The following is a 25,599-nucleotide window of genomic DNA, read 5'->3' as shown; positions in this document are numbered from 1 at the left end:
GTTCGGTCAGCCCGGTCAGCGGCGGACGCGGGGCATGCCCAGGCCGATCCAGGAGATGATTTCGCGCTGGATCTCGTTGTTGCCGCCGCCGAAGGTGAAGATGACCGCGCTCCGGTAGCCGCGTTCGAGTTCGCCGTGGAGGACGGCGCCGGCCGAGCCGTCCTTCAGGGGGCCGGCCGCGCCGACGATTTCCATCAGCCAGGCGTACGCATCACGGCGGGCCTCGGAGCCGTAGACCTTGACGGCAGAGGCGTCCTGCGGGGTGAGGGTGCCGTCCTGGACGGCGTTCACCATCTGCCAGTTGAGCAGCTTCATGGCGTCGAGCCGGGTGTGGGTGCGCGCGAGGCGGCCACGGACCCAGCCGAGGTCGATGACGCGGCGGCCGTCGGCGAGCTTGGTTTCGGCGGCCCAGCGCTGGACGTCGTGCAGGGCGCGGATCGCCATGGTGCCGTGGGCGGCCAGGGTGACCCGCTCGTGGTTGAGCTGGTTGGTGATGAGCCGCCAGCCCTTGTTCTCCGGGCCGACGCGGCGGCTCGCCGGGACGCGGATGTTCTCGTAGTAGCTGGCGGTGGTGTCGTGTGAGGCGAGGGTGTTGATGAGGGTGCAGGAGTAGCCCGGGTCGGAGGTGGGGACCAGGAGCATGGTGATGCCCTTGTGGGCGAGTGCATCGGGGTCGGTGCGGACAGCCAGCCAGACCCAGTCGGCGGTGTCGCCGTTGGTGGTCCAGATCTTCTGGCCGTTGACGACGTAGGTGCCGGTCTCCTCGTCGCCCTCGCGGACTGCCTTGCACTTGAGGGCGGCGAGGTCGGTGCCGGCGTCGGGCTCGCTGTAGCCGATGGCGAAGTCGATCTCGCCGGCGAGGATGCGGGGCAGGAAGTAGGCCTTCTGCTCCTCGGTGCCGAACTGCATGATCGTGGGGCCCACGGTGTTGAGCGCCATCAGCGGCAGCGGTACGACGGCCTGCGCGGCCTCGTCGAAGAAGATGAACTGGTCCATCGGGGACATCCCGCGCCCGCCGTACTCCTTCGGCCACCCGACGCCGAGCCACCCGTCGGCGCCGAGCTGCCGGATGGTCTCCCGGTAGAACCGCTTCTGCGCTGCCGGGTCCTCGTACCGCTCGTAGACGTCGTCGGGCACGAGCTCGGCGAAATAGGCACGCAGCTCGGCGCGCAACTGCTGCTGCTCAGGCGTGTATTCGAGGTGCACGGCCCCTCCGTAAGGCTGGCTGCGGTGCTGCGGTGGCGGCGCACAGAGTAGAACCTGTTCCAAGAATGCGGAAGGGTCGGGGCGGTGCGTCAGGGGGGATGGGCGTGTCCGACGGTGTCGTACCAGAGCCTGCGGACCGCCAGCGAGGGCGGTTCGGGGGTGTCGGGGGACTCGAAGGCAAGGTGGTCGTCGAGGCGGCGCACCAGCATCGGGAGGGCCCCGCCGAGGTGGGAGGCGAGGATCCGCATACGGGGGTACCGGCTCGGGAGGCCGGCCAGCACCAGGTGCATGACGGCGACGGTGTCCTCCACCGGCGCCCCGACCATCCAGGTCATCCGGTGCCCGGTGATCAGCGGCGAGGCCGCGCCCTCGCCCTGGGGGTGGATGTACAGGACACCGCCGCGCCGGTCGAGCTCCTCGTACAGCGGGTGGAATACGGGATCGGCCAGGGTCCGGCCGCATACGGTCGTGGTGACGGCGGCGCCGGGCATGCCGAGCTCGTCCATGGCCCGGCCGAGCTCCCGCAGGGCCGCGTCGGTGTGCGGCAGCGGCAGGGCGGCAAAGGCCCGGAACCGGTCCGGCCTGTCGGCGACGAGGCGGGCGTACGCGTCGTTCGCGTCCCGGGCCAGGGCGACGGCCTGGGCTTCGTCGGTGAAGTGCGGCGACTGCGGCGGCACGGAGAGCACCTGGAGGTCGATCCCGGCCCGGTCCAGCACGGCGAAGCGGTGGCCGAGGTCGGCTTCCGTGGCGTCCGCCCACAGGTCGCGCTGGGTGGCCGTGTCGGTCTTGCCCAGACGCTCCAGCCGGTCGAGGTAGTCCTTCGTCCACAGGTGGGCGTGTACGTCGATGCGCATGCGGGTCGCGCCTCCTTGCCGCGGTCCCCTACTTGCATGGAACGCCTTCCCGGGGCACGGCGCGACTCGGGCCTTCGGCCGCCGGCCGGTCAGGTCAGGTCAGCAGGTACAGGACGTCGAACCAGACGAGGTCGCGCTCCTCGTGCAGGAAGAACCGGCCGTCGGCCTGGTCGTTGGTGCCCGAGCTGTCGTCGGGGGTGGCCAGGATTCGTGCGTCGTAGGCGGCGCTCGCGCGCCAGCCCTCCCGGGCGGGCAGGTGCGGTGCGAGTGGCGCGGGTATGTCGGCGGGCAGGGCGGCCGGTTCGAAGCGGTCGCCGGGCGGGGCGCTCCGCAGGATGTCCGCCACCGCCCCCTTCGGCAGCCGTGCCACACCGACCATCCGGATGCGCGAGTCCTGGCCGGGGATCGTCTGCCGCTTTCCGGATTCGTCGATGTCGTAGCCGAGCCAGTGCGGATCGGACATCTCCCCCACGGCTGCGAACCGCTTGCGCAGCGGCTCGACACCGGTCTCGACCTTCAGGTGGTCCTCGATCACCGGGGAGGAGCAGCCGGCCGCTCCCGGCAGCATCAGCAGCGCGGAGCCGCCCAGCAGGGCGAGGAAGCTCCGTCGGTTGGTGGAGGTGCGGCCTGACAGGTCGGCCATCCTCGCCGCCCCCTTCCCGGTTCGCGTCAGTTCAGCGCCGAGATCATAGCCGCGGCGGTCGCCGTCATCGCCGTACGGGCGGCCGTCAGGTAGGGGCGGGGGTCCGCCGGGGTCAGGTGGGTGCGGATGGCCTCGGTCATGGCCACGTTGAGGGCGGTGCCGATGTTGACCTTGCGGATGCCGCCGGCCACTGCGGCGGCGAGCTCGGAGTCCGGCAGCCCGGAGGAGCCGTGCAGGACGAGTGGGACGTCCACCGCCTTGGTCAGCCGGGCCAGCAGGATGTGGTCGAGGGCGGCCGTACGGCTCGTCATCGCATGGGTGCTGCCGATGGCCACGGCCAGCGCGTCCACCCCCGAGTCCGCGACGAAGCGGCGCGCTTCGTCCGGGTCGGTACGGGCGCCGGGCGCGTGCGGGTCCAGGGGCGCGGCACCGTTCTTGCCGCCGACCTCACCCAGCTCGGCTTCGATCCACAGCCCGTTGGCGTGCGCCCAGTCCGCGGCGGACCGGGTGGTCTCCAGGTTTTCGGCGTACGGCAGGTGGGCCGCGTCGTACATCACCGAGCCGAAGCCTGCGTCGGCGGCCTGGCGCAGCAGTTCGGGGCTCTTGACGTGGTCCAGGTGCAGGCCGACGGGGACGGCGGCGGCTTCGGCGCAGGCGCCCGCGGCGAGGGCGATGGGCAGCAGCCGGCCGTCGCGGAACCGGACCGCGTTCTCGCTGAGTTGGAGGACCACTGGTTTGCCGGTCTGTTCGGCTCCGGCGATCACGGCCTCGGCGTGCTCCAGGGTGATGATGTTGAAGGCGGCGACGGCCCGGCCGGCGGCGGCTGCCGCCAGGACCAGCTCTCCGGTGGCGGCCAGGGTCATCGGACCGCCTCCTCTTCGGCGGTGAGGACGACGGACCGGGTGAGGTGGCGCGGCCGGTCCGGATCCAGTTCCTGCCGGTCGGCGACGGCCAGCGCGAGCCGGTGCACCCGGACCAGCTCGGCGAGCGGGTCGAGCCGGCCGGCCACCCACTGGGCGCCGGTGGCGGTCACCTGTTCGGCCAGGCCGTTGGGGGCCTCGTCCAGCGACCAGGTGAGGGTGCCGGGGCCGGAGACGCTGATGGGCCCGTGCCGGTACTCCATGGCCGGGTACGACTCGGCCCAGGAGAGGGAGGCCTCGCGCATCTTGAGGGCCGCCTCGTGGGCGAGGCCGACGCTCCAGCCGCGCCCGAGGAAGGTGAACTGGCTGGAGGTGGTGAGGTGTTCGGGGAGCGGTTCGGCGAGGGCCGCGCGCCCGTCGGCGACTGCGGCGGGGGTGTGGCGGCCGACGTGGGCCCTGAGGAGGGTGAGTGCGGTGGTGGCGAACCGGGTCTGTACGACGGACTGTTCGTCGGCGAAGTCGAGGACGACGAGCTCGTCGGCGAGGCTCATCACGGGGGTCGCCGGATCGCCGATGACGGCGGTGGTGCGGATTCCGGCATCGCGGAGGGCGGCCAGCAGGTCCAGCACTTCGGTGGTGGTGCCGGAGCGGGTGAGGGCGACGACCCGGTCGTAGGGGCGGTGGAGGGGGAACTCCGAGGCGGCGAACGCGTCCGTCTCGCCCTGTCCGGCGCCCTCGCGGAGGGCGGCGGCGGCCTGCGCCATGTAGTACGAGGTCCCGCAGCCGACGAACGCGGCCCGCTCCCCCGGCCGCGGGAGCACTGCCCGGTGGGCGGGGGCGAGTTCGGCGGCCCGTTCCCAGCAGTTCGGTTGTGTGCTCAGCTCGTACGCGACATGACTCATGCCGGCTCCCTGGAGTCCGTACTTGCGCTTTGCGCTTTCCTGCAAGGTATAGCTCTGTTTCAATCAACTTCAAGCATTTGAGAGGGGTACTCGTTCATGTCCCGGGAGACGCGCTGGCAGGCGTTGCTGGAGTTGCTGGTGGAGCGGGGACGGCTGGAGGTCGAGGGGGCGGCCGAGGCACTGGGCGTGTCGGCGGCGACGATCCGTCGCGACTTCGACCAGCTGGCGGAGCAGCAGCTGCTGGTCCGTACCCGCGGCGGCGCCGTACAGCACGGAGTGTCGTACGAACTTCCGCTCCGCTACCGGACCACGCGCCGGGCCGCCGAGAAGCGGCGGATCGCCGAGGCGGTGGCGGAGCTGATCGCGCCGGGTGAGGTGGTGGGGCTGACGGGTGGGACGACGACTACGGAAATCGCCCGCGCGTTGGCGGGGCGGGCGGACCTTTCGGGGGGTGTGGGTGGCTCCCCTGTGCTTACGGTGGTGACCAATGCGCTGAACATTGCGTCCGAGCTGGCGATCCGGCCTCAGTTCAAGATCGTGGTGACGGGCGGGGTGGCCCGTCCTCAGTCCTACGAACTGACCGGGCCGCTGGCGGATGCCGTCCTGGGGCAGATCACCCTGGACACGGCGATCCTGGGCGTGGACGGCTTCGACCCGGCGGATGGCATCTCCACCCGCCAGGAGGAGGAAGCGTCGATCAACCGACTGCTGTGCGAACGCGCACGCCGCGTGGTGGTCGCCACGGACTCCACCAAGCTGGGCGTCCGCGCCTTCGCCCGCATCTGCCCGACGGAGGCGGTGGACGTCCTGGTGACGGACGCGGGGCTGTCGGCGGGGGCTGCTGTTGGCTTCGAGCGGGCGGGGGTGGAAGTGCGGCGGGTGTAGGGGGGTACCTGTTGGGCGGGGTCAGGTGGTGGGCGGGGGCTGCCCGTCAGTCCCAGTGTCGTTCCGGTGCGGCCGTCGGCGTCAAGGGCGCTCCTTCGTCGCGTCGCTTCGCGATTCCGCTGCGCTCCACCCTTGACCCCGCCGTCCGCCCCGGAAAGACAAAGACTGTCGGGAAGCCCCCGGAGGGAGGGCCGGCATGGGGAACGTGTCCCAGATACGGGCCCGCGAGGGTGGCGGCTGCCGCCCGACCGGCCGCCCTGTCGGGCGGAGAGCTCCGTTTCCTCGAAGCCTGGGCCCGTTTGGCCGGGCGGAACCCCCTGGCGCAGTAGATCGCTACGTGCTCCGGCTGGTTTGGCGGCCTTCGGCCGTCTGTGGCCGGTCGCACGTCACGGGAGTGTCCAGAACTGGGTTGTGACCAGGTAGAAGAGGATGGTCCAGAACACCATGGCCACAGCGACGATGGCGAGGCCGACCAGGTTGGTTCTTGTCGGCGGTTCGTCCGGGGACGGCCGTAGCCAGCGCTTGAGCAACCGGTTCACGTAGTAGGGCATCGTGAGGAAGCTCATGGCGAAGCTCGACAGCAGGTTGCCCACGAGCAGTCCGAGCCAGAGCGGCATCTTCAGGGGTGAGAGGGCGAGCGTCAGGAACACGACGGTCGGGTACAGGCCGACCCAGACCGCGATGGAGGTCTTGGTCTCCGAAGGCGGTGGTGCTTCCTTGCCGTTCTCCTCGAAGGCGAACCAGCTGCCGAACGAGTTGTCGATCGTGCGCAGTTTGTAGTCGCTGAACTTCTTGCCCTCGGCGAGAACCTCCTGCCGACGGTCCGAGGTCAGCCATGCATCGAGGTGGTCGGCGCTGTCGAACCGGTACAGGGTCGTCCATTCGTCCTGGAGGCCCTCGATCGGGCGGAAGACCTCCGTCCCACGGAATCCTTCGAACTTGCTCTCCTCCTCGCTCATATGGCGCTGCCATTCGAGGAAGTCGTCGACACTGCTCGGGTGGACGCGGTGGGTGACCACGACGGTCACGAGCGGATCGGCCGGCTGGGTACCGCCGCTGATGTACTGCTGGGTCGCGGGGCCCTCGAAGTAGTCCTTGCCGAGCTCGAGGAGGCGTTGTCTGGTCGAGCTGTTGAGCCAGGCCTGCAGATGGGCCACCGAGTCGAAGCGGTAGACGACGACCCATTCGGGCTGCAGGGGTGTCGGCGGGGAGATCTCGGCGCCGAGGTGTCCGGGGTAGCCCGCGGCAGCGGCGTTGACGCCCTTCTGCCATGCCTCGTACTCCTGCTCCAGGCCGGGGAATATCCGGTGGCCGATGATGACCGTCGCCGCGCCGGTCTCTTGCTTCTCGGTGTCCATGAGCTCAGGCCCTCTGTACCGACTGCTCTTCGTTGAGCCGACTGAAGATCCGCTCCGGGGTGAGGGGCAGGGTGCGGAAGCGGACGCCCGTGGCGTCGTGGAGCGCGTTCGCCAGTGCGGGGGCCACCGGGTTGATGCAGCATTCCGCCATCCCCTTGGAGCGCATCGGGCCGACGGAGTCCGAGGAGTCCACCAGGAGGAGGTCGGTGCGCGGCACGTCCGCGTAGGTGGGGATGCGGTAGTTGCGGAGGTTCGGGTTGACCATGGCGCCGTTGGCGTCGACCTGGTAGTTCTCGGTCAGCGCGAAGCCGATCCCCTGGGCGACACCGCCTTCGACCTGTCCGCGGACCTGTGCGGGGTTGATGACCGCGCCCGCGTCGGTCGCCTGGACGCTGTAGAGGATGCGGATCTCACCGGTCACCCGGTGGACGGCGATGCGGAACCCCTGCGCGTTCGAGGTGACGCTCCGGGGCGAACCGTAGGCCTTACGGGCGGCCGTGAAACGGATGCCGCGGGCCCGGGCCAGTGCGACGATCTCGGCCAGCGACATGCGCTGGTCGCCGCAGACGACGCCTTCGTCGTCCATCGAGCACATCACGACATGGACGCCCGTGTGGGCGGCGGCGAATTCGAGGATGCGGTCGCGCACCGCGTTGGCCGCCCGCAGCACCGCGTTGCCCGACACGAAGAGGCCCGCGCTGGCGAAGGCGCCGGTGTCAAAGCCCGTACGGTCGGTGTCGGACTGCACCAGGCGGATGCGGGACGGTGTGGTGCCCAGCTGGTTGGCGGCGATCTGGACGTGCGCGGTCGACGTGCCCTCGCCGAACTCGGCCGTGCCGACGGCCAGCTCGTAGATGAGGTCGTTGCCGAGGGTGACCCATGCCTCGGAGATGTGCTCGGTCGGGGGCGCGGTCTCGTGTAGTGAGCTCGCCACACCGGCCCCCACAAGCCACTCGGGACCGGGGGACGCCTGATCGGCCGTACGGGCCATGGCGCCGGCTACCAGATTGATGCACTTGCCGAGCCCGTCCTCGGTGAACATCACGTCGTCGGGGCCGTCGTGCATGGCGACGAGCGGATCACCCGGCCGCACGATGTTGCGCCGCCGCAGTTCGAGCGGATCGATGTGCAGGGCGCGGGCCAGTTCGTCCATCGCCGATTCGACGGCAAACGCAGGTTGCGTCATGCCATAGCCCCGCAACGCCCCGCTCGGAACGGTGTTCGTATACACGGAGAATGCGTCGTACTTCTTGTTGGGGCATCGGTAGATCATGACCGCCGCGCCGCCCGCGTACAGCGTCTCCCCACCGTGGTTTCCGTAGGCGCCGGTGTTCGAGACGTTGCGGATCTGGAGTGCCGTGAGCGTGCCGTTCGCCTTGGCGCCGAGCTTGACCGTCAGCGACATCGGATGCCGGGGGGAAGCCGTGGTGAACTCCTCCTCGCGGGTGTACTCGAAGCAGACGGGCCGCCCGGTGTCCAGAGTGGCCAGCGCGACCAGATCCTCCGAGATCACCTCCTGCTTACCGCCGAAACCGCCGCCCATCCGCTTGCAGAACACCCGTACCTGGTCGGGACGCAAGGCGAAGAGGTACTCCAACTTCACCTTGGCGATCGACGGCGACTGCGAGCTGGTGCGGACGTTGAGCCGGCCGTTCTCCATCCAGGCGATCGAGCCGTGGGTCTCCAGGTGCGCATGCTGGACGCGCGGCGAGACGTACGTCCCTTCGTGGACCACGTCGGCGGCGGCAAACCCGGCCTCGACATCGCCGATATGGGAATGCAACTCCAGCAGGATGTTGTGAACAGGGTCACGCACGAACGGGTCGTCCGATCCGTGCAGTTGCGGCGCTCCGTCGGCCATGGCCTCCGCGGGGTCGAAGACGGCCGGCAGCACCTCGTACTCCACGGCGACCTTCCGGCACCCTTCCTCCGCCGCCCCCACCGTATCGGCCACCACCGCAACCACACGCTGCCCAACGAAGCGGACCGTATCGTCCAGAATAAAAGTGTCGTCCGGATCAACCAGATGATCGGTATGAATCGCCGTGGTGAACCGCTTGCGCGGCACGTCTTCCCAGCTGTAGACCCGATGCACGCCAGGCACCGCCAGAGCGGCGGTCTTGTCGATCGAGACAATCCGAGCGTGCGCATGCGGCGAGTGCAGCACCTTGAGGTGCAGCATTCCCTCCATACGCACATCCATGGTGAACTCGGCGCGTCCGGTGACCACCTCATTGGCGGCCGGCGCACCCACACTCACCCCAACCGCCTTACCCGGGGCGGCCGTCTCCACGCCGACAACACCCTTCACGGCGTCCTCGATCCCCCGATAGCCGGTGCACCGGCAGAGGTTGCCCTTCAACGCCCGCGGCAGGTCGTCCTTCTGGGCCTCGGTGAACGTCGCCGACGTCATGATCATCCCGGCGGTGCAGAAGCCGCACTGGAAGCCCGGGGCGTCACGGAACTGACGCTGCATCGGGTGCAGGTTGCCGGGTGATCCGATGCCTTCGATCGTCGTCACCTCATGCCCCTCCGCCCGGAAGGCCGGGGTGATACAGCTGTGGACCGGTTCACCGTCCACCCACACCGTGCACGCACCGCAGTCGCCCGCGTCGCAGCCCTTCTTGACGCCGAAGTGGCCGAGCGAGCGCAGGAAGGTCCGCAGGCACTGACCAGGGTCCGGTTCCTCCTCAAAGTCCTTGCCATTCACCGTGTACGTCATGTCAGACCCCGGCTGTGAGTTCGCTGCGAATCTCTTCGGCGAAGTATTTGGTCAGGTGGTGCCGGTGCTCGCGGGTGCCGTTGGGATCGGCGAACCAGACATCCGCCGGAATGGCGTCGATGCTCTCCTGAAGGGTTCTGGCATCGGGCATGCTGTCGAACGCAAGGCGCACCGGCCGTGTGGTGCCAGCCGTAACGGTCAGCAGCAAGTCATTCGTCCCCGGCGTCTGAGTACCGATCAGAAACACGGTCGAGCGACCAAGATGCGTCAGTGTGAAACGACGGTGCGCCGTGCGTTTGCGCAGAGCACTCGCAGAAATATGAATACGCCGCAAGAACTCCCCGGGCGCCAGCACGTTCTGGTTGTTCCCCGTCACGAAATCGAGCGCATCGACAGTACGCGCGGCCCCCTCAGAAGGCCACAGCTCGTATTCGGCTTCCAAAGCAACCGTCATCGTGATCATCGGCCCAGCAGGCAGAGACATACAAACATTGCCGCCAACAGTCGCCGAGTTCCAGACCTTGAACGAGGACAGAAACGCCTCGCAACTCTTCGCGAAAAGACTCCCCGCGATCCAATCATCGCGCGGCACAAACGCATACAACTCCCGAACGGTGCACGTCGCACCGATTTCCAGCCCCGCCTCGCTCGGCACGAGCGCATCCCAGTGCAAGGCCGTCAGGTCAATCAGGCGGCGCAGATGGGGCTGCTCCGCCGAAAACAACCACGTCCCCCCTGCGAGCCATGCATCGCCTTCGCGCCAGTCAACGCCTGGCCGATCGGATGGCCGCCGAACAACTTCGGTGATGGTGTTGAGATCCACGACGGTAACCCCGCTCGCAGTATCAAACGGCAAGGAATGTGGGACCGGCGGGCGCGCGCAGAAATTCCCTACCAGGATATAGCAGAAGGACCAAACCCCGCCAAGTCAGGACAGTGACGCTCACAGGTCCACAGACGGCCGAAGGCCGCCAAACCCGCCGGAGCACGTAGCGATCTGCTGCGACCGGGGGCTCCGCCCCGCCAAACGGGCCCAGGCTTCGCCTAAACGGAGCTTTCCGCCCGCAAGGGCGGCCGGTCGGGCGCGAGCCGCCGCCCCGCCACCCTCGCGTGGCCGTATCTGGGACACGTCCCCCATGCCGGCCCTCCCCCAGGGGGCTTCCCGACAGTCCTTGTCTTTCCGGGGCGGACGGCGGGGTCAAGGGTGAAGCGAAGCGGAATCGCGAAGCGACGCGACGAAGGAGCGCCCTTGAGGCCGACGGCCGACACGGAAAGACACTGGGACTGACGGGCAGCCCCCGGACACCACCCGACCCCGCCCAGCAGGAAACCCCACCCCCCACCCACCCTCAATGCGTAGGCAACCGCCCCGCCTCCCGAGCCAAAGACGACAGCACCGGCGCAATCAGCGGATGCGACTCCGCCCCTCTCCGCGTAGCCGCAAAAACACGCCGCATGGCCGACGGCCCAGGACCAATCACCGGCCGGATCTGGACCTCCTTGAGGTCCATACCCCGCAGTGCCGAGCGTGGAATCAGCGCCACCCCCGCCCCCGCCCCAACCAGCGCGACCACCGCCCGGAAGTCGTCCGACGAGTGCACGAACCGCGGCTGGAAGCCCGCCGATTCGCAGGCGAGCAGGGTCACGTCGTAGCAGGGGTTGGCCGGGTACTGGCCCACCCAGTCCGAGTCCGCGAGGTCCGCCAAGGCCACCCCCGGAAGGCCGGCCAGCGGGTGGGCGGGCGGCAGGACCGCGTCGAAGGGCTCGGCGTACAGCGGGAGGACGGAAAGCCTGGGGTCGTCCGCACCCGGCCAGCCCCGGTACTCAACGGCGAGCACAACATCCGCCTCACCATCCAGCAGCATCGGCAGGCTCTGGTCGCCCTCCGCATCGCGGACCCGCAGCCGGATGCCCGGGTGGTCCAGTGCCAGCCGGGCTATCGCCGGGGCGAGGACTTCTGCGATGCCCGTCGCAAAAGCAGCAACCGTGACCTCGCCCGCAGCGCCGCCCGCGTACGCCGCGAGCTCCGCCTCCGCGCGCTCCAGCTGCGCAAGGACCTCGTTCGCGTGGCTCAGCAGGATCTCGCCGGCCGCCGTCAGGCGGACGCCACGGCCGCTGCGCGTCAGCAGCGCGTGCCCAGTCTCCTGCTCCAGCGCAGCGAGCTGCTGGGAGACGGCGGAGGGGGTGAGGTACAGGGCTGCGGCCGCGGCGGTCACCGTACGGTGGTCCGCCACGGCCCGCAGGATGCGCAGCCGTCGGGGGTCGATCACCCCCCTATGATGTCAGCTGATATCAGCCCTGAGCAGCGGCAAGACCAGCGGCAAGAGCAGCCCGGGCGTCGACGAAGGCGGCCACCGCGCGCTCCACGTCCGCCGTCGAGTGGGCCGCCGAGAGCTGCACGCGGATACGGGCCGCGCCCATCGGCACCACCGGGTACGAGAAGCCGATCACGTAGACCCCGCGCTCCAGCAGCAGCTCCGCCATCCGGGCCGCTTCCGCCGCGTCACCGATCATCACGGGGGCGATGGCGTGGTCGCCGGGCAGGATCTCGAATCCGGCCTCGGTCATCTTCGTACGGAACAGCGCGGTGTTCGCCGCGAGGCGCTCGCGCAGATCACCGGCCTGCTCCAGCAGGTCGAGCACCTTGAGCGAGGCCGCCGCGATGACCGGGGCGAGGGAGTTGGAGAAGAGGTACGGGCGCGAGCGCTGGCGCAGCAGCGCCACGATCTCGGCGCGGGCGGCGACATAGCCGCCGGAGGCGCCGCCGAGGGCCTTGCCGAGGGTGCCGGTGATGATGTCGACGCGGTCCATGACCCCGTGGAGCTCGGGCGTGCCACGGCCGCCGGGGCCGACGAAACCGACCGCGTGCGAGTCGTCGACCATGACCATCGCGTCGTACTGGTCGGCCAGGTCGCAGATCCCCTGCAGCGGGGCCACGTAGCCGTCCATGGAGAAGACGCCGTCGGTGACGATGAGCTTGCGGCGGGCGCCGCCCTCGGTGGCCTCCTTGAGGCGGGTCTCCAGCTCGGCGAGGTCGCGGTTCGCGTAGCGGAAGCGGCGGGCCTTCGACAGGCGGATGCCGTCGATGATGGAGGCGTGGTTGAGGGCGTCGGAGATCACCGCGTCCTCGGGGCCGAGGAGGGTCTCGAACACGCCGCCGTTGGCGTCGAAGCAGGAGGAGTAGAGGATCGTGTCCTCCTGGCCGAGGAAGGCGGAGAGGCGGGCCTCCAGCTCCTTGTGGACCTCCTGGGTGCCACAGATGAAGCGGACCGAGGCCATTCCGTAGCCCCAGCGGTCCAGCGCGTCCTTGGCGGCGGCGATCACCTCGGGGTGGTCGGCGAGGCCCAGGTAGTTGTTGGCGCAGAAGTTGAGGACCTCGCCCGGAGTGCCACCGGCCGTCACGGCCACGGCGGCGCTCTGCGGGGTGCCGATGACGCGCTCCGGCTTGTGCAGGCCGGCGGAGCGGATCTCGTCGAGGGTGGTGCGGAGGTCTTCGCGTACGGACTCGAACATGTGCGGACTCCTGAACGGAACGAGACGGGAGGGCCGGACCCCGCGGAGGGGGGTGCGGGGTCCGGCCACAAGGAAAAGGTTCAAAGGGTGAGACTGCCCGGCTGGACCGGACCGGCCCGACCGGGGCCGGACCTGGCCGCCCCGGGGCAGAGCCCGGCTCAGCCTGCCCGGCCCCGCCGGGGCGGCCCGCCCCGCGGACGCGACTACGCCGTCCAGTCCAGGATGATCTTGCCGCTGCGCGCCGTGGCCGCCTCGTCGAAGGCCGCCTCGAAGTCGGTGTACGCGTACCGGCCGGTGATCACCGGGCTGAGGTCCAGGCCGCCTTCCAGCAGCACCGTCATGGCGTACCAGGTCTCGAACATCTCGCGCCCGTAGATGCCCTTGATCGTGATCATCGAGGTGACGATCTTCGACCAGTCCACCGGGAACTCCTGGGCCGGCAGGCCCAGCATCGCGATCCGGCCGCCGTGCGTCATGTTGTCGATCATGTCGCGCATGGCTTCGGGGCGGCCGGACATCTCCAGGCCGATGTCGAAGCCCTCGCGCAGCCCCAGCTGCCGCTGCGCCTCGCCGATGGAGGACTCGGCGACGTTCACCGCCAGCGTCGCGCCCGCCTTGCGGGCCAGCTCCAGGCGCTCCGGGCTGACGTCGGTGATGACCACGCTGCGGGCGCCCGCGTGCCGGGCCACCGCCGCCGCCATGATGCCGATCGGGCCCGCGCCGGTGATCAGCACGTCCTCGCCGACCAGCGGGAAGGACAGGGCGGTGTGCACCGCGTTGCCGAACGGGTCGAAGATCGCCGCCACGTCCAGGTCGACCGCGGTCCGGTGCACCCACACGTTCTGCGCGGGCAGCACCACGTACTCGGCGAACGCGCCGTCCCGGCCGACCCCGAGGCCGATCGTCGAGCGGCACAGGTGGCGGCGGCCGGCCAGGCAGTTGCGGCACTTGCCGCACACCAGGTGGCCCTCGCCGCTGACCAGCGCGCCGACCTCGATGTCCGCGACGTCCGCGCCGATCGCGGCAACCTCGCCGACGAACTCGTGGCCGAGGACCAGCGGGGTGCGGACCGCGCCCTGCGCCCAGCCGTCCCACGAGCGGATGTGGAGGTCGGTTCCGCAGATACCGGTGCGGAGCACCTTGATCAGGACATCGCCGGGACCGTAATCGGGCTCGGGCACGTCCATGAGCCACAGCCCGGGCTCGGCCGTGTGCTTGACGAGTGCCTTCATGGGTGGCTCCAGGCGTGCGGAAGGGACTGCTGCGACCACCGGGGGCGGTGCGGCGTGTGGGACAAGCACCAATCTGCCGAGACCGGTGGTGATCAGTCCATCGAGGATTTCTTAAGCAGGCCGACAGCGGAGCTTCACGTGTCGGCTCCTCCCCCTATGCTCCTCCCGTGACCGGGGAAGGGCGTGGGGCAGGAATCATGGAGGTGGCGGGCGTGCCGAGTATGCGGAGTCGGGCGCTGTCGGCCGCGCTGATGGCGGCGGGGCGGCGCAAGCGGTTCGGGTCCGCCGAGGCCGTGCAGGCACGGGTGGCGCGCTCGGCGCGGCGGCCGGCCTCGCACCTGCCGCCGCGTTCGCTGGGGAAAGTCGCGGAGGTCTCGCGCACGTTCGTGGGCGCCTGGCCGGTGTACGACGTCTCGCCGCGCGGGACCGAGCCGGCCGCGCAGGTGCTGTACATACACGGTGGCGGTTACATCAACGAGCTGGTGCGCCCGCACTGGTCGCTGATCCGCACGCTGGTGACCCGGGCGCAGGCCCGCTGTGTGGTGCCGGCCTACATACTGGCGCCGCGCGGCACCGCGGACCGGACCGTTCCGGTGGCGACGGACCTGCTGAGCGGGCTGATCGCGAGCGGCGGGGCGGGCGGCACGGTGCTGCTCGGGGATTCGGCGGGCGCCGGGCTGGCGCTGGCCGCCGCGCAGCGGCTGCGCGACCGGACCGGCGCGCAGCCCTCCCGGATCGTGCTGATTTCGCCGTGGCTGGATCTCACCGTGAGCCACCCCGACCAGGCGGCGATCGAGCCCGCCGATCCGATGCTGGCGCGGCCGGGTCTGGTGGAGGCGGGCCGGCTGTACGCGGGCACGCTCGCCGCCGACGATCCGCTGGTGAGCCCGCTGCACGGGTCCTTTGCCGGGCTGGCGCCGCTGACCGTCTTCACCGGCACCCGCGATGTGCTGACCACGGACAGCCGGGAGCTGCTGCGCCGGGCGGTGGCGGACGGCACCGATGTGGACTTCCACGAGGCGCCGGGGCTGCCGCACGGCTACCCGCTGCTGCCGGTCCCCGAGGGCCGGGAGGCCCGGGACCGGATCGTGGACCTGATCCGGACCGCCGCGGACCACTGAGCCCCACGGGCGGGTCATGCCGTGCAGATCATCAGGGAGCTGACCGGGCTCCCCCGGTACGCCGTCCAGAACGCCTCGTCACGGGAGCCGTCCGGGGGCGGGGTCCGGCTCGGCTGCCAGTTGACGGAGGCAAAGCCCGCCTCGACGGCGGCTTCCGCGTACTCGGCGTGCGGCCACTCCCGGAACCGGAACGGCACCGGCGGGTCGGTGAGGAACGAAGCCGCCAGGATCGGAGCGTCGCCTTCCGGAATCCGGTCGTGGATCCGGATTCCGTACGGCGACCAGTCCACGTGCGGGAAGGCGCCCGGGTTGGGGACGACGGCCAGCAGCCGCCCGCCGGGGCGCAGGGCGGCCCGGATGGCACGGAACATGGCGTGCAGGGCGGTCCGGTCGGCGGCGTAGTTGAACAGATAGACCGCGGTCGCCAGGTCGAACGGGCCGAGGGGCGGCAGGTCGGCCACGTCTGCGACCAGGTATTCGACCCCGTCGGTGTCCTCCGGGTCGTGTGCCCGGGCCAGTCTGATCATCTCCGCGGAGATGTCCACGCCGACGGTGCGCCGGGCGCCCGCGCGGGCCAGCAGCCGGGTGTTGAACCCGTAACCGCAGGCAAGATCGAGAACGTCCAGTCCCTTCACCCCGCCGAGCTGGTCGAGCACGGTGAGGAGGGTGTACGTATCGGCGGCGGAGAAGGCCGCGGTGCTCTTCGACTCCTCGAAGCGTGCGCCGATCACGTCGTACTGCAGGGGGTCGGTGTCGTCGTTGTGCCGCATGTGCGTATGCTGCCGCGCCGGTCGGCCGACGACGGTCCGGCTGCGGAACCGTCCCCCGGACGAGGGATGCAGTCGGCTCATTCGATACGGCGTTCGGGGGGCCGGGGCCGACCGTCGGTTATCGGTCACCCAAGGGCCCCCGATCGTCCGGAGATCGGTCGTGGATCCGCCTTCCGGCCGTGCGGAGCCGGACTTTACGATCAGGCCGTGACCTTCACTCCACGGCTGACCGGGGGACGGCGGCGTGGTGCGGACATCAGGAAGATGCGCCGCACCCGGGACGCGTTACTCAGCGGCCTCGAGCTGCCCGTGCCCGTGGACCCACCCACCGTGTTCGCAGCGCTGTGCGCCTCCATGGCACGGCGTCACCGCGCGCCCGTCGAGTACCGCCTGGTGCGGTTCCCGGTGTGCACCGTCAGCGGCCTGCTGGTGCGGACCGACGCCCGGGCGCTGATCCTGATCGAGGAGAACACCTCCACCGAACACCAACTGGGCATTCTGGGACACGAGTTCTGGCACATGGAACAGGAGGCCGCCCGAACCGGCTGTGGACAGGCGGTGCGGCCCAAGGCAGCGGCGGAGACGGAGGCAGGCGCGGAGGCCGAGGCGGACTGCGAGATCTTCGGCTCGCTGATCGCCAGCCGCTGTGTGCGCTGGCTGCAGGCCGACGCCGAAGCCGTCCCGGAGTCCGCCAGCCAGTTCGGGCGCCGCCTGCACGCGACCCTCGGCCACCCCGGGACCGGAATGACCTGGTGAACGACAACTCCGGGTACTGGATCCTGGCGAGCGCCCTGTGGGTCGCCTGCCTGATCAAGGCTCCCGGTCTGCGGCATCTGCGGCACCGGCGGAACAGTCCGCTGTCCGTGACGGTGTGCGGTGTGCTGCTGCTCGGCGGTGTCGCCTACTGCTGTGCGAATCCGGACGTCATCGGATTCGTGAACGGGGTCACGGGGGTGCCGAACTTCTCCGCGCCGCTGGTCTACAGCCTGCTCACCGCCGAGAGCGCCCTCATCCTGACGCTGCTGGTGTACTGGCGGGAGGGGCCGGAGGAGAAGGCGCGGTGCGCGGCCCGGCGCGTGCAGGCCGTGTACGGGCTGGTGATCGTCGCGCTGGTCGTCCTGTTCGTGATCGGCGAGGCCCCGGTGGAGCAGCGCACGGACTTCGACACGTACTACGCGCAGACCCCGTACATCCGCGAGATGATCCTGCTCTACCTCACGGCGCACACCGGGGCCGCGGTCACGGCGACGGTGCTCTGCATCCGCTGGTTTGCCGGGGTCACCGGGCCGCCCTGGCTGCGCCGCGGGCTGCGGGTGCTGATCCTCGGCTTCGCCCTCAACTTCGGTCTGGACTTCTCCAAGTTCGCGGCGATCGGCGCCCGCTGGGCGGGCCACGACTGGGACACCCTGAACACCCTGGTCGCTCCGCTCTTCGCCTTCACCTGCACGTTGTTCACCGGCCTCGGATTCATCCTGCCGGTGGTCGGCGGGCGGGTGTCGGGCACCGTGTCCGCCGTCCGGACCTTCCGGCGGCTGGGACCGCTGTGGCGTGCGCTGCGCGCGGCCACCCCGGGGGCCGTGGCCGCGCTGCCGGTGCCGTGGTGGGAGATCGACCTCCGGTTGACCCGCCGGGTGGCGGAGGTGCAGGACGGCCGGCTGTCGCTGCGCCCGTACCGGGACGCCGCCGTCGCCGAGGCGGCTCTGGTACGGGCCCGGGCCGCGGGCCTGTCCGGGGCGGTGGCCGACGCCGCCGTCGAGGCGGCGGTGCTGGCCGCGGCCATGGCGGCGAAGGCCGCCGGCGGGGACGCGGAGGCGGAGGCGGCGGAGGCCGCGGCCGAGCGGGGGGACGGGAGCACCGAACTGCCGCTGCTGGACCGGGAGGCGCTGGTCCGGGTCTCGTGCCTGTTCCGCACGCGGCGCCGCGCGTGGCAGGCGCCCCGCAGCGCACCGGCCTCCCCGCTGCCCACCGGGCCCACCCGCCCGTGATACCCGTAACACCCGCCCCCTCGATCGACCGGACTGGAGTAGCCCGCCGATGGACGCCTCTCCCGACAGCGCGTACCGCCCGGTCCCCCCGGTCCGGCGGGCCGTGGTGCTCGGCGCGAGCATGGCCGGCATGCTGGCCGCCGCGGTCTTGGCGGAGCACGCCGACGAGGTCCTCGTCCTCGACCGCGACGAACTGCCGCCCGGCCCGGCCCCCCGCACCGGGCTGCCCCAGGCACACCACGTCCACCTGCTGTGGTCGGGGGGCGTCCGGGTGATCGAGGCGATCGCGCCGGGGCTGACCCGGGCCTGGCTGGACGCGGGCGCCCGGCAGGTGGACATGCCCGCCGACCTGGTGCTGCTGACCCCGCACGGCTGGGTCCGCCGCGGCCCCGCCTGCCAGTTCCAGCTCGCCTGCTCCCGGGACCTGCTGGACGCGACGGCCCGCGCCGTCCTGCTGACCGGTCCGCGCGTCCGCGTCCGTACGGGCGTCCACGCCGAGGGGATCCTCAGGACCGGAACCGGAGCCCGGACCGCGGTCCGGGGCGTACGGGTCCGGGAGCTCGCCACCGGGGCGGCCGAGGAGGTTCCGGCCGCTCTGGTGGTGGACGCCACCGGCCGGGGCTCGCGGGCCCCGGAGTGGCTGGACCGGATCGGACTGCCCCGGGTCCGGGAGGAGTCCGTCGACCCCGGGCTGGTCTACGCCAGCCGGCTGTACCGGGCGCCGGACGGCGCGGCCGGGTTCCCGGCGGTCGGCATCCAGGCGGACCCGGGCCGGCCGGTGCCGGGCCGGATGGCCACGCTGCTGCCGGTGGAGGGTGGCCGCTGGCTGGTGACCCTCGCCGGCACCCGCGGCGCCGAGCCCACCCGGGAGGCCGCGGAGTTCGAGGCCTTCGCCCGCACGGCCCGGCATCCGCTGGTGGCCGACCTGATCGCGGACGCCGAACCGCTGTCGGAGGTCCGGCTGAGCCGCAGTTGCAGCAACCGGCGGCGCTACTTCGAGAGGCTGCGGCCGTGGCCGGCCGGGTTCGTGGTGCTCGGTGACGCAGCCGCCGCGTTCAACCCCGTGTACGGGCAGGGGATGACGGTGGCTGCGCAGAGCGCTGCCGTGCTGCGCAGGGCGCTGCGCGCGCACGGGCTCTGCGCGCCGCGGCTGGCCCGTACCGTGCAGCGGGGCGTCGGCCGGGTGGTGGAGGTGCCCTGGTCCATCACCACCGGCCAGGACATCCGGTTCCCCGGCGCCACGGGCCGGCCCGCACCGCTCGCCGCCCGGCTGACCCACGGGTATGTGGACCGGCTCAGCCGGACCGCGATCTCCAGCGAGGAAGCGCTGCGGGCTCTGTTCGACGTGATGTCGCTGGCCGAGCCCCCGACCCGGCTGTTCCGGCCCCGGACGGTACGGGCGGTCCTCGCGGGGCCGGCCGGCCCGCCGCCGGCCGGACCTCCCCTGACGGCCGCCGAGCGGTCCGTGGGCCGGCAGACGGTAGTGGGGGCGCCGGGGCCCGCCGAATAGCGCGCAATGGCCCTCCGGAACGGTTCCGGTCGGTCAGGATGAGCCCATGAGGATGCTCATCAACAGCCCGGGGACCGTGGTCGAGGACGCACTGCGCGGGATGGCCGCCGCCCATCCCGAACTGGCCGTGGACGTGGCGCAGCGGCTGGTGGTGCGCCGGGACGCGCCGGTGGCCGGACGGGTCGGGCTGGTGTCCGGCGGCGGGTCCGGGCACGAGCCGCTGCACGCCGGGTTCGTGGGGTATGGGATGCTGTCGGCCGCGTGTCCCGGGGAGGTGTTCACCTCGCCGGTGCCGGACCAGATGGTGCGGGCCGCGGCGGCGGTGGACTCCGGGCAGGGGGTGTTGTTCGTGGTGAAGAACTACACCGGGGACGTGCTGAACTTCGAGATGGCCGCGGAGCTCGCCGAGGAGGACGGGCTGCAGGTGGAGCGGGTCCTCGTCAACGACGACGTGGCGGTGGTGGACAGCCTGTACACGGCGGGCCGGCGCGGTACGGGCGCCACCCTGTTCGTGGAGAAGATCGCGGGGGCGGCGGCCGAGGCGGGCGCGCCCCTGGAGCAGGTGGCGGCGGTGGCCCGGCGGGTGAACGAGTCGGCGCGGAGCTTCGGGGTGGCGCTGAGCGCCTGCACCACCCCGGCGAAGGGCAGCCCGACCTTCGAACTCCCCGAGGGCGAGCTGGAATTGGGTATCGGCATCCACGGCGAACCAGGCCGGGAGCGGCGCCCGATGATGAGCTCGCGGGAGATCGCGGAGATCGCGGTGGGGGCCGTACTGGAGGAGCTGGAGGTGCTGCGCCCGGCCGGCGAGCCCGTGCTCGTCCTCGTCAACGGGATGGGTGCGACTCCGCTGCTGGAGCTGTACGGGTTCAACGCGGAGGTGCAGCGGGTACTGGCGGACCGCGGGGTGCCGGTGGCCCGGACGCTGGTCGGGAACTACGTCACCTCGCTGGACATGGCGGGGTGTTCGGTGACGCTGTGCCGGGCCGACGAGGAACTGCTGCGGCTGTGGGACGCGCCCGTACAGACGCCCGCGCTGCGGTGGGGCCGCTGAGGACACCCCCTAGGGTGGCGGCAGAGCCCACGATCGAGGCGAGGAGACCCGGTGCGTGACGCAGAGTTCTTCCGGCGCTGGCTGGTGGCCGCCGCGTCCGCCGTGGAGCGGGAGGCGGACCGGCTGACGGAGCTGGACTCCCCCATCGGCGATGCGGACCACGGCAGCAATATGCTGCGCGGCTTCACCTCGGTGGTCCGGGAGCTGGCGGCGGAGCGCCCGGAGGTGCCGGGGGCCGTGCTGCAGCTGGCCGGGCGGACGCTGATCTCCACGGTGGGCGGGGCGTCCGGGCCGCTGTACGGGACCCTGTTGCGGCGCACCGGCAAGGAGCTCGGCACGGCCGCCGAGGTGTCCGACGACGACCTGCGGAAGGCGTTGTACGCGGGGGTCGGGGCGGTGGCGCAGCTGGGCGGGGCGGCGCCGGGCGACAAGACGATGCTGGACGCGCTGGTGCCGGGGGTGGCGGCGCTGGGCACCTCGTACCGGGCGGCGGCGGAGGCGGCGGAGGACGGCGCGCTGGCGACCGTACCGATGCAGGCGCGCAAGGGCCGGGCCAGTTATCTGGGCGAGCGGAGCATCGGACACCAGGATCCGGGGGCGACCTCTTCGGCGCTGCTGCTGGCCGCCCTGGCAGATGCCGCGGACGAAACCGCGGACGGCACCGCGGACGGCACCACGGAGGAGGACGCGTGAGCGGGCCGCTGGTCGGGATCGTGCTGGTGTCGCACAGTGCGCAGGTCGCCGAGTCGGTTGCGGAGCTGGCCCGCGGGCTGGCGGCCGGTGGGCCGGTGGCCCCGATCGCGGCGGCCGGCGGCACGGCCGAGGGCGGGCTGGGCACCAGCGCCGACCTGATCGTGGCCGCGGCGCTGTCCGTGGACCAGGGGGCGGGGGTGGCGCTGCTGGCGGACCTGGGCAGCTCCGTCCTCACCGTGAAGACCCTGCTGGCCGAGGAGGAACTGCCCGCGGGCGCCCGCTTGGTGGATGCGCCGTTCGTCGAGGGCGCGGTCTCGGCGCTGGTCACCGCCTCGGCCGGGGCTCCGCTGGACGCGGTGGCCGCGTCGGCGGCCGAGGCGTACAGCTACCGCAAGGCCTGACCGGAGCCGGAGCCGGAGCCCGGAGCCCCGGGCCCGCGCGGCTCCGGCCGTTCCGTCAGCGTCCGCGCAGCTCGTCCAGTTCGCGGCGGTCCCGCTTGGTGGGGCGGCCCGTGCCGCGGTCGCGGAGGCCGGTGGCCGCCGCCTCCACCTTCGTGGGCGGCGGCGGGCTGTTGTCGATGTACGCCTCGGCCGCGACCGGGGCGCCGACCCGCTTGGTCAGGGCCTGGCGGACCACCACGATCCGTTCCCGCCCGTCGTGGAAGAGCCGGACCTCGTCGCCGGGCTTCACCGACTGGGCGGGCTTGGCCCGGTCGCCGTTGACCCGTACGTGGCCGGCCCGGCAGGCCGCCGCCGCGATCGAACGGGTCTTGGTGAGACGGACCGCCCAGATCCAGGCGTCGACACGTGCCGATGATTCTTCGCTTCCCGTGGCTGCCATGCCCCGACTTTATCGAGTGGCCTGCCCGGAATCGGAATGACTTTTGGCGGATGCGACAAGAGGCCTCGCAGCTGCCATGTACATCATCCCAAGAGAATTGCACATGCGCCGTGCATGCCCATACCTTGTCGCACATGCAGTCCTACACCATCGGTCAGGCGGCACGTCTGCTCGGCGTCAGCCCGGACACCGCCCGCCGCTGGGCCGACGCAGGCCGGGTCGTGACCCATCGCGACGAAAGCGGCCGGCGGCTCATCAACGGCCGGGACCTGGCCGCCTTCTCCATCGAGGTGGGCCAGGGTGCCCATGTCGAGGACGAGGAGCCGTACACCTCCGCCCGCAACGCCTTCCCCGGGATCGTCACCGCCGTGAAGCTCGGCGACGTGTCCGCTCAGGTGGAGATCCAGGCCGGTCCGCACCGGCTGGTGTCCCTCCTCACCCGCGAAGCCGTCGAGGAGCTCGGCCTGGAGGTCGGAATGCGGGCCACCGCCCGTGTGAAGTCCACCAGTGTCCACATCGACCGCACCTGACCGCACTTGACCGTCCCCGCCGCTCGCTTTCCCCATCGGAGTGTCACGCCCATGTCCTCGTACACCTTCCTGAACCGTCGTCGTGCCGCCGCCGCGGTCCTCTCGGCCGCGCTGCTGGTGCCGCTCACCGCCTGTGGCGGTGACAGCGACACCCCGAAGGCCGGCTCCGAGAGCAATTCCTCCGCTCCGGCCTCCGGTGCCCCCAAGGCCGCCAACCTCACGGTGCTCGCCGCCTCCTCGCTCACCGACGTCTTCAAGACGGCCGGTGCCGCGTACGAGAAGTCGTACCCCGGCACGAAGATCACCTTCTCCTTCGCCGGCTCGCAGGAGCTCGCCGCGCAGGTCAAGCAGGGCGCCCCGGCCGACGCGCTGGTCACCGCCGACACCAAGACCATGGACGGCCTGAAGGCCGAGACCGGCACCCCGGCGATCGTCGCGAAGAACCGCCTGGTCATCGCCACTGTCAAGGGCAACCCGCACAAGGTCGGCGCCCTCAAGGACCTGGCCGACACCAAGCTGAAGGTCGTACTGGCCGCGCCCGAGGTCCCGGTCGGCCGCTACAGCAAGCAGATCCTCGACGCGCAGAAGGTGACGGTGAAGCCGGTCTCCCAGGAGCCGAACGTCCGCGCCGTGCTGAGCAAGGTGGAGCTGGGCGAGGCCGATGCCGGTCTCGTCTACAAGACCGACGCCTCCAAGGCCAAGGACAAGGTCGAGGCCGTGGAGATCCCCGACGACCAGAACGCGGTGGCCTCCTACCCGGCCGCCTCGCTGAAGGCGTCGAAGAACTCCGAGGCCGCCGCTGCGTTCGTGGCCTGGCTGAGCACCCCGGAGGCGCAGAAGATCTTCCAGGAGGCAGGCTTCCAGCAGCCGTAATCAACTGCGCACCATCGGGAGGGGGACTGCCTGGTCCGGGGGGACAGGCGGTCCCCCTCCCGCTGTCCTCCGCTCGCATCCGTCGCCGTCAGGAACGCCGCCTCATGAGCAGACTCCGTACCCGTACGCCCCTGGCCCTCGCGCTGCCCGCGGTGCTGGCCGTCGCGTTCCTGCTGCTGCCGCTGATCGGCATCCTCGTCCGCACCTCCTGGGGCGACCTGGGCACCCATCTGACCACCCCCGGGGTGGTCCAGGCGCTCAAGCTCTCGCTGCTGGTGTCCTTCTGGGCGCTGCTGCTGTCGCTGCTGCTGGGGGTGCCGCTGGCCTGGCTGCTGGCCCGGGTGGATTTCCCCGGCAAGGCCGTGGTCCGCTCGCTGGTGCTGCTGCCGATGGTGTTGCCGCCGACCGTCGGCGGGGTGGCCCTGCTGCTCGGCTTCGGGCGGCGCGGACTGCTCGGGCCGTGGCTGGAGGACACCTTCGGCATCACCCTGCCGTTCCACACCTCCGGTGCCGTGGTGGCGGCCACCTTCGTCGCGATGCCGTTCCTGGTGATCAGCCTGGAGGGGGCGCTGGGCGGCCTGCGGCTGAGTTACGAGGAGACCGCCGCCTCCCTCGGGGCCTCGCCGGTCCGGGTGTTCTTCACCGTGACCATGCCGATGGTGGCCCCCGGGCTGATCGCTGGCGCCGCGCTCACCTGGGCGCGGGCGCTGGGCGAGTTCGGCGCGACCATCACCTTCGCCGGAAACCTGCCCGGCACCACCCAGACCCTGCCGCTCCAGGTCTACCTGCTGCTGCAGGATGAGCCGGAGGCCGCCACCTCGCTGTCGCTGCTGCTGCTGGCCATCGCCATGGCAGTGCTGATCGCGCTGCGGGGCCGCTGGACCGGGTCGCCGGTGGCCCGCCGGACCACCCCCGCCCGCGTCCCGTCCGGTGCCGACGCAGATGCAGGTGCCGGCGCCCCGGAGCCCGTCCCGCAGGTGGTGCCGGCGGATCGCGCGGAGCCGGCGGATTCCGCCCGCTGGCCGCTGCACGCCGAGGTCACCGGCTTCAACCGGCTCACCCTGGACGCCGAACCGGGCACCACCATCGCCGTCGTCGGCGAGAACGGGGCCGGCAAGACCACCCTGCTGCGGGCCCTGCTCGGACTGACCCCGCGGGCCCACGCCACGCTCCGGCTCGGCGACACCGAGGTGACTGACCTGCCGCCGCACCGGCGCCAGGTCGCCTGGGTCCCGCAGGACGGTGCCCTGTTCCCGCACCTGAACGCGCTGGCGAACACCGCGTACGGGCTGCGCGCCCGCGGGGTGCCGCGCGCCGAGGCCCGCGCCGCCGCCCGGGAGTGGCTGGACCGGCTCGGCGTCGGCCACCTCGCCCACCGCAAGCCGGCCGAGCTGTCCGGCGGGCAGGCGCAGCGGGTGGCGCTCGCTCGGGCCCTGGCCGCCCGGCCCCGGCTGCTGCTCCTGGACGAGCCGCTGGCCGCGCTCGACCAGACCACCCGGGTGCGCGTCCGGCACACCCTGCGCAGCCATCTGGCGGGTTTCGGCGGGGTCTGCCTGATCGTCACGCACGACCCCGTCGAGGCGGTGTCCCTCGCGGACCGGGTGCTGGTGCTCGCGGACGGACGCGCCCTGCAGGACGCCCCGCCCGCCGAGGTGACCCGGCATCCGCGGTCTCCGTGGGTGGCCCGGATGCTGGGCCGCAATGCCTGGCCCGGCACGGCCGGAACCGAGGACGTCGCGCTGGATGCGGGGGGCCGGCTGGTGGCGGCCGACCCGCTGCCGGAGGGCACCCGGACGCTTGCGATCATCGCGCCCGAGGCCGTGTCCGTACACCGCGAGCGCCCGACCGGCAGTCCCCGCAACACCTGGCCGGGAACCATCCGCGAGATCACCTCGGCGGGCAGCCGGCTGCGGGTCCTGATCACCTCCTCGGAGGCCCCCGAGCTGGTGGCCGAGATCACCCCGGCGGCAGCGGCCGAACTCCGGCTGTCCGACGGGGCGCCGGTCTGGACGAGCGTCAAGGCCACCGAGGTCACCCTCGTGGAGCTCTGA

Annotated in this window: 24 protein-coding genes; 11 read left to right on the top strand and 13 right to left on the bottom strand. The window is 71.5% G+C overall.

From position 1 onward, the window contains the following. Window positions 1-15: 15 nt before the first annotated feature. The 5 genes from ABT123_RS00730 to ABT123_RS00710 all read right to left on the bottom strand — a co-directional run bounded on the left by ABT123_RS00730 (window position 16) and on the right by ABT123_RS00710 (window position 4,465). Window positions 16-1,206, bottom strand: a complete 1,191-nt coding sequence (locus ABT123_RS00730; protein ID WP_351307626.1) for an acyl-CoA dehydrogenase family protein — start codon at window positions 1,204-1,206, stop codon at window positions 16-18. Window positions 1,207-1,295: 89 nt separating this feature from the next. Continuing rightward, on the bottom strand, window positions 1,296-2,060 hold the full coding sequence (locus ABT123_RS00725) for an amidohydrolase family protein (RefSeq protein ID WP_351307623.1): 765 nt from the start codon (window positions 2,058-2,060) through the stop codon (window positions 1,296-1,298). A 94-nt stretch (window positions 2,061-2,154) separates the two neighbouring features. After that, entirely contained in the window at window positions 2,155-2,703 is a 549-nt protein-coding gene (locus ABT123_RS00720) for a hypothetical protein (RefSeq protein WP_351307620.1), read from the bottom strand. Window positions 2,704-2,729: 26 nt separating this feature from the next. Continuing rightward, the gene (locus ABT123_RS00715) at window positions 2,730-3,566 is read right to left on the bottom strand and encodes a class II fructose-bisphosphate aldolase (protein WP_351307617.1); all 837 of its coding nucleotides are present in this window, start codon (window positions 3,564-3,566) and stop codon (window positions 2,730-2,732) included. After that, on the bottom strand, window positions 3,563-4,465 hold the full coding sequence (locus tag ABT123_RS00710; RefSeq protein WP_351307614.1) for an SIS domain-containing protein: 903 nt from the start codon (window positions 4,463-4,465) through the stop codon (window positions 3,563-3,565). The genes ABT123_RS00715 and ABT123_RS00710 overlap by 4 nt, the downstream gene beginning before the upstream one ends. Window positions 4,466-4,561: 96 nt before the next feature. On the opposite strand from ABT123_RS00710, the gene ABT123_RS00705 reads away from it, so the two are divergent. Then, window positions 4,562-5,350, top strand: coding sequence for a DeoR/GlpR family DNA-binding transcription regulator (locus ABT123_RS00705; protein ID WP_351307611.1), 789 nt, complete (start codon window positions 4,562-4,564; stop codon window positions 5,348-5,350). 386 nt (window positions 5,351-5,736) lie between these two features. On the opposite strand, the gene ABT123_RS00700 is transcribed toward ABT123_RS00705, so the two are convergent. From ABT123_RS00700 to tdh, 6 genes are all read right to left on the bottom strand, one after another. Continuing rightward, on the bottom strand, window positions 5,737-6,708 hold the full coding sequence (locus ABT123_RS00700; RefSeq protein WP_351307608.1) for an antibiotic biosynthesis monooxygenase: 972 nt from the start codon (window positions 6,706-6,708) through the stop codon (window positions 5,737-5,739). Between the two features lie 4 nt (window positions 6,709-6,712). Beyond that, window positions 6,713-9,430 carry a molybdopterin-dependent oxidoreductase gene (locus ABT123_RS00695; RefSeq protein ID WP_351307605.1) on the bottom strand — a complete coding sequence of 906 codons (2,718 nt, stop codon included), beginning with the start codon at window positions 9,428-9,430 and terminating at the stop codon, window positions 6,713-6,715. Between the two features lies 1 nt (window position 9,431). Then, window positions 9,432-10,253: an FAD binding domain-containing protein gene (locus ABT123_RS00690; protein ID WP_351307602.1), complete on the bottom strand. Its 822-nt coding sequence runs from the start codon at window positions 10,251-10,253 to the stop codon at window positions 9,432-9,434. Window positions 10,254-10,779: 526 nt separating this feature from the next. After that, on the bottom strand, window positions 10,780-11,700 hold the full coding sequence (locus ABT123_RS00685; RefSeq protein ID WP_351307599.1) for a LysR family transcriptional regulator: 921 nt from the start codon (window positions 11,698-11,700) through the stop codon (window positions 10,780-10,782). Between the two features lie 22 nt (window positions 11,701-11,722). Beyond that, on the bottom strand, window positions 11,723-12,943 hold the full coding sequence (locus tag ABT123_RS00680) for a glycine C-acetyltransferase (protein WP_351307596.1): 1,221 nt from the start codon (window positions 12,941-12,943) through the stop codon (window positions 11,723-11,725). Between the two features lie 203 nt (window positions 12,944-13,146). After that, window positions 13,147-14,175 carry an L-threonine 3-dehydrogenase gene (gene tdh, locus ABT123_RS00675; protein ID WP_351307593.1) on the bottom strand — a complete coding sequence of 343 codons (1,029 nt, stop codon included), beginning with the start codon at window positions 14,173-14,175 and terminating at the stop codon, window positions 13,147-13,149. 221 nt (window positions 14,176-14,396) lie between these two features. On the opposite strand from tdh, the gene ABT123_RS00670 reads away from it, so the two are divergent. Then, on the top strand, window positions 14,397-15,296 hold the full coding sequence (locus tag ABT123_RS00670) for an alpha/beta hydrolase fold domain-containing protein (protein WP_351308185.1): 900 nt from the start codon (window positions 14,397-14,399) through the stop codon (window positions 15,294-15,296). A 14-nt stretch (window positions 15,297-15,310) separates the two neighbouring features. Here ABT123_RS00670 and ABT123_RS00665 read toward each other — a convergent pair whose 3' ends face one another. Next, window positions 15,311-16,066, bottom strand: a complete 756-nt coding sequence (locus ABT123_RS00665; RefSeq protein ID WP_351307590.1) for a class I SAM-dependent methyltransferase — start codon at window positions 16,064-16,066, stop codon at window positions 15,311-15,313. A gap of 207 nt (window positions 16,067-16,273) precedes the next feature. Here ABT123_RS00665 and ABT123_RS00660 point away from each other — a divergent pair, with 207 nt between their 5' ends. Genes ABT123_RS00660 through ABT123_RS00635 form a run of 6 tightly spaced genes read left to right on the top strand, consistent with a single transcriptional unit; the run spans window position 16,274 to window position 21,706 of the window. Continuing rightward, a complete protein-coding gene (locus ABT123_RS00660; RefSeq protein ID WP_351307588.1) occupies window positions 16,274-16,822 on the top strand; it encodes a hypothetical protein in 549 nt (182 codons plus the stop codon). Further along, window positions 16,819-18,051, top strand: a complete 1,233-nt coding sequence (locus tag ABT123_RS00655) for an MAB_1171c family putative transporter (RefSeq protein WP_351307585.1) — start codon at window positions 16,819-16,821, stop codon at window positions 18,049-18,051. Before ABT123_RS00660 ends, ABT123_RS00655 begins: the two co-directional genes overlap by 4 nt. 49 nt (window positions 18,052-18,100) lie before the next feature. Further along, window positions 18,101-19,561 carry an NAD(P)/FAD-dependent oxidoreductase gene (locus tag ABT123_RS00650; protein WP_351307583.1) on the top strand — a complete coding sequence of 487 codons (1,461 nt, stop codon included), beginning with the start codon at window positions 18,101-18,103 and terminating at the stop codon, window positions 19,559-19,561. 46 nt (window positions 19,562-19,607) lie between these two features. Continuing rightward, entirely contained in the window at window positions 19,608-20,612 is a 1,005-nt protein-coding gene (dhaK, locus tag ABT123_RS00645) for a dihydroxyacetone kinase subunit DhaK (RefSeq protein WP_351307580.1), read from the top strand. A gap of 51 nt (window positions 20,613-20,663) precedes the next feature. Continuing rightward, window positions 20,664-21,305, top strand: coding sequence for a dihydroxyacetone kinase subunit DhaL (gene dhaL, locus ABT123_RS00640; protein WP_351307577.1), 642 nt, complete (start codon window positions 20,664-20,666; stop codon window positions 21,303-21,305). Further along, the gene (locus ABT123_RS00635; protein ID WP_351307574.1) at window positions 21,302-21,706 is read left to right on the top strand and encodes a PTS-dependent dihydroxyacetone kinase phosphotransferase subunit DhaM; all 405 of its coding nucleotides are present in this window, start codon (window positions 21,302-21,304) and stop codon (window positions 21,704-21,706) included. Before dhaL ends, ABT123_RS00635 begins: the two co-directional genes overlap by 4 nt. 55 nt (window positions 21,707-21,761) lie before the next feature. Here the strand turns inward: ABT123_RS00635 and ABT123_RS00630 are convergent, their stop codons facing one another. Next, the gene (locus ABT123_RS00630; protein ID WP_351307571.1) at window positions 21,762-22,145 is read right to left on the bottom strand and encodes an RNA-binding S4 domain-containing protein; all 384 of its coding nucleotides are present in this window, start codon (window positions 22,143-22,145) and stop codon (window positions 21,762-21,764) included. Window positions 22,146-22,279: 134 nt separating this feature from the next. On the opposite strand from ABT123_RS00630, the gene ABT123_RS00625 reads away from it, so the two are divergent. From ABT123_RS00625 to ABT123_RS00615, 3 genes are all read left to right on the top strand, one after another. Further along, on the top strand, window positions 22,280-22,675 hold the full coding sequence (locus ABT123_RS00625) for a TOBE domain-containing protein (RefSeq protein WP_351307569.1): 396 nt from the start codon (window positions 22,280-22,282) through the stop codon (window positions 22,673-22,675). A gap of 51 nt (window positions 22,676-22,726) precedes the next feature. Beyond that, window positions 22,727-23,548, top strand: a complete 822-nt coding sequence (gene modA, locus ABT123_RS00620; protein ID WP_351307566.1) for a molybdate ABC transporter substrate-binding protein — start codon at window positions 22,727-22,729, stop codon at window positions 23,546-23,548. A 104-nt stretch (window positions 23,549-23,652) separates the two neighbouring features. Next, window positions 23,653-25,599 carry an ABC transporter permease gene (locus ABT123_RS00615; RefSeq protein ID WP_351307564.1) on the top strand — a complete coding sequence of 649 codons (1,947 nt, stop codon included), beginning with the start codon at window positions 23,653-23,655 and terminating at the stop codon, window positions 25,597-25,599.

Source organism: Streptomyces sp. NPDC002054 (assembly GCF_040296685.1).
Lineage (GTDB): Bacteria > Actinomycetota > Actinomycetes > Streptomycetales > Streptomycetaceae > Streptomyces.
This window is presented reverse-complemented; position numbering and strand designations above follow the sequence as displayed.

Coding starts and splice junctions, on each gene's coding strand:
- ABT123_RS00725 (WP_351307623.1), bottom strand. CDS start 2,060: ATGCGCATCGACGTACACGCCCACCTGTGGACGAAGGACTACCTCGAC.
- ABT123_RS00720 (WP_351307620.1), bottom strand. CDS start 2,703: ATGGCCGACCTGTCAGGCCGCACCTCCACCAACCGACGGAGCTTCCTC.
- ABT123_RS00715 (WP_351307617.1), bottom strand. CDS start 3,566: ATGACCCTGGCCGCCACCGGAGAGCTGGTCCTGGCGGCAGCCGCCGCC.
- ABT123_RS00710 (WP_351307614.1), bottom strand. CDS start 4,465: ATGAGTCATGTCGCGTACGAGCTGAGCACACAACCGAACTGCTGGGAA.
- ABT123_RS00705 (WP_351307611.1), top strand. CDS start 4,562: ATGTCCCGGGAGACGCGCTGGCAGGCGTTGCTGGAGTTGCTGGTGGAG.
- ABT123_RS00700 (WP_351307608.1), bottom strand. CDS start 6,708: ATGGACACCGAGAAGCAAGAGACCGGCGCGGCGACGGTCATCATCGGC.
- ABT123_RS00695 (WP_351307605.1), bottom strand. CDS start 9,430: ATGACGTACACGGTGAATGGCAAGGACTTTGAGGAGGAACCGGACCCT.
- ABT123_RS00680 (WP_351307596.1), bottom strand. CDS start 12,943: ATGTTCGAGTCCGTACGCGAAGACCTCCGCACCACCCTCGACGAGATC.
- tdh (WP_351307593.1), bottom strand. CDS start 14,175: ATGAAGGCACTCGTCAAGCACACGGCCGAGCCCGGGCTGTGGCTCATG.
- ABT123_RS00670 (WP_351308185.1), top strand. CDS start 14,397: ATGCGGAGTCGGGCGCTGTCGGCCGCGCTGATGGCGGCGGGGCGGCGC.
- ABT123_RS00665 (WP_351307590.1), bottom strand. CDS start 16,066: ATGCGGCACAACGACGACACCGACCCCCTGCAGTACGACGTGATCGGC.
- ABT123_RS00650 (WP_351307583.1), top strand. CDS start 18,101: ATGGACGCCTCTCCCGACAGCGCGTACCGCCCGGTCCCCCCGGTCCGG.
- dhaK (WP_351307580.1), top strand. CDS start 19,608: ATGAGGATGCTCATCAACAGCCCGGGGACCGTGGTCGAGGACGCACTG.
- ABT123_RS00630 (WP_351307571.1), bottom strand. CDS start 22,145: ATGGCAGCCACGGGAAGCGAAGAATCATCGGCACGTGTCGACGCCTGG.
- ABT123_RS00625 (WP_351307569.1), top strand. CDS start 22,280: ATGCAGTCCTACACCATCGGTCAGGCGGCACGTCTGCTCGGCGTCAGC.
- modA (WP_351307566.1), top strand. CDS start 22,727: ATGTCCTCGTACACCTTCCTGAACCGTCGTCGTGCCGCCGCCGCGGTC.
- ABT123_RS00615 (WP_351307564.1), top strand. CDS start 23,653: ATGAGCAGACTCCGTACCCGTACGCCCCTGGCCCTCGCGCTGCCCGCG.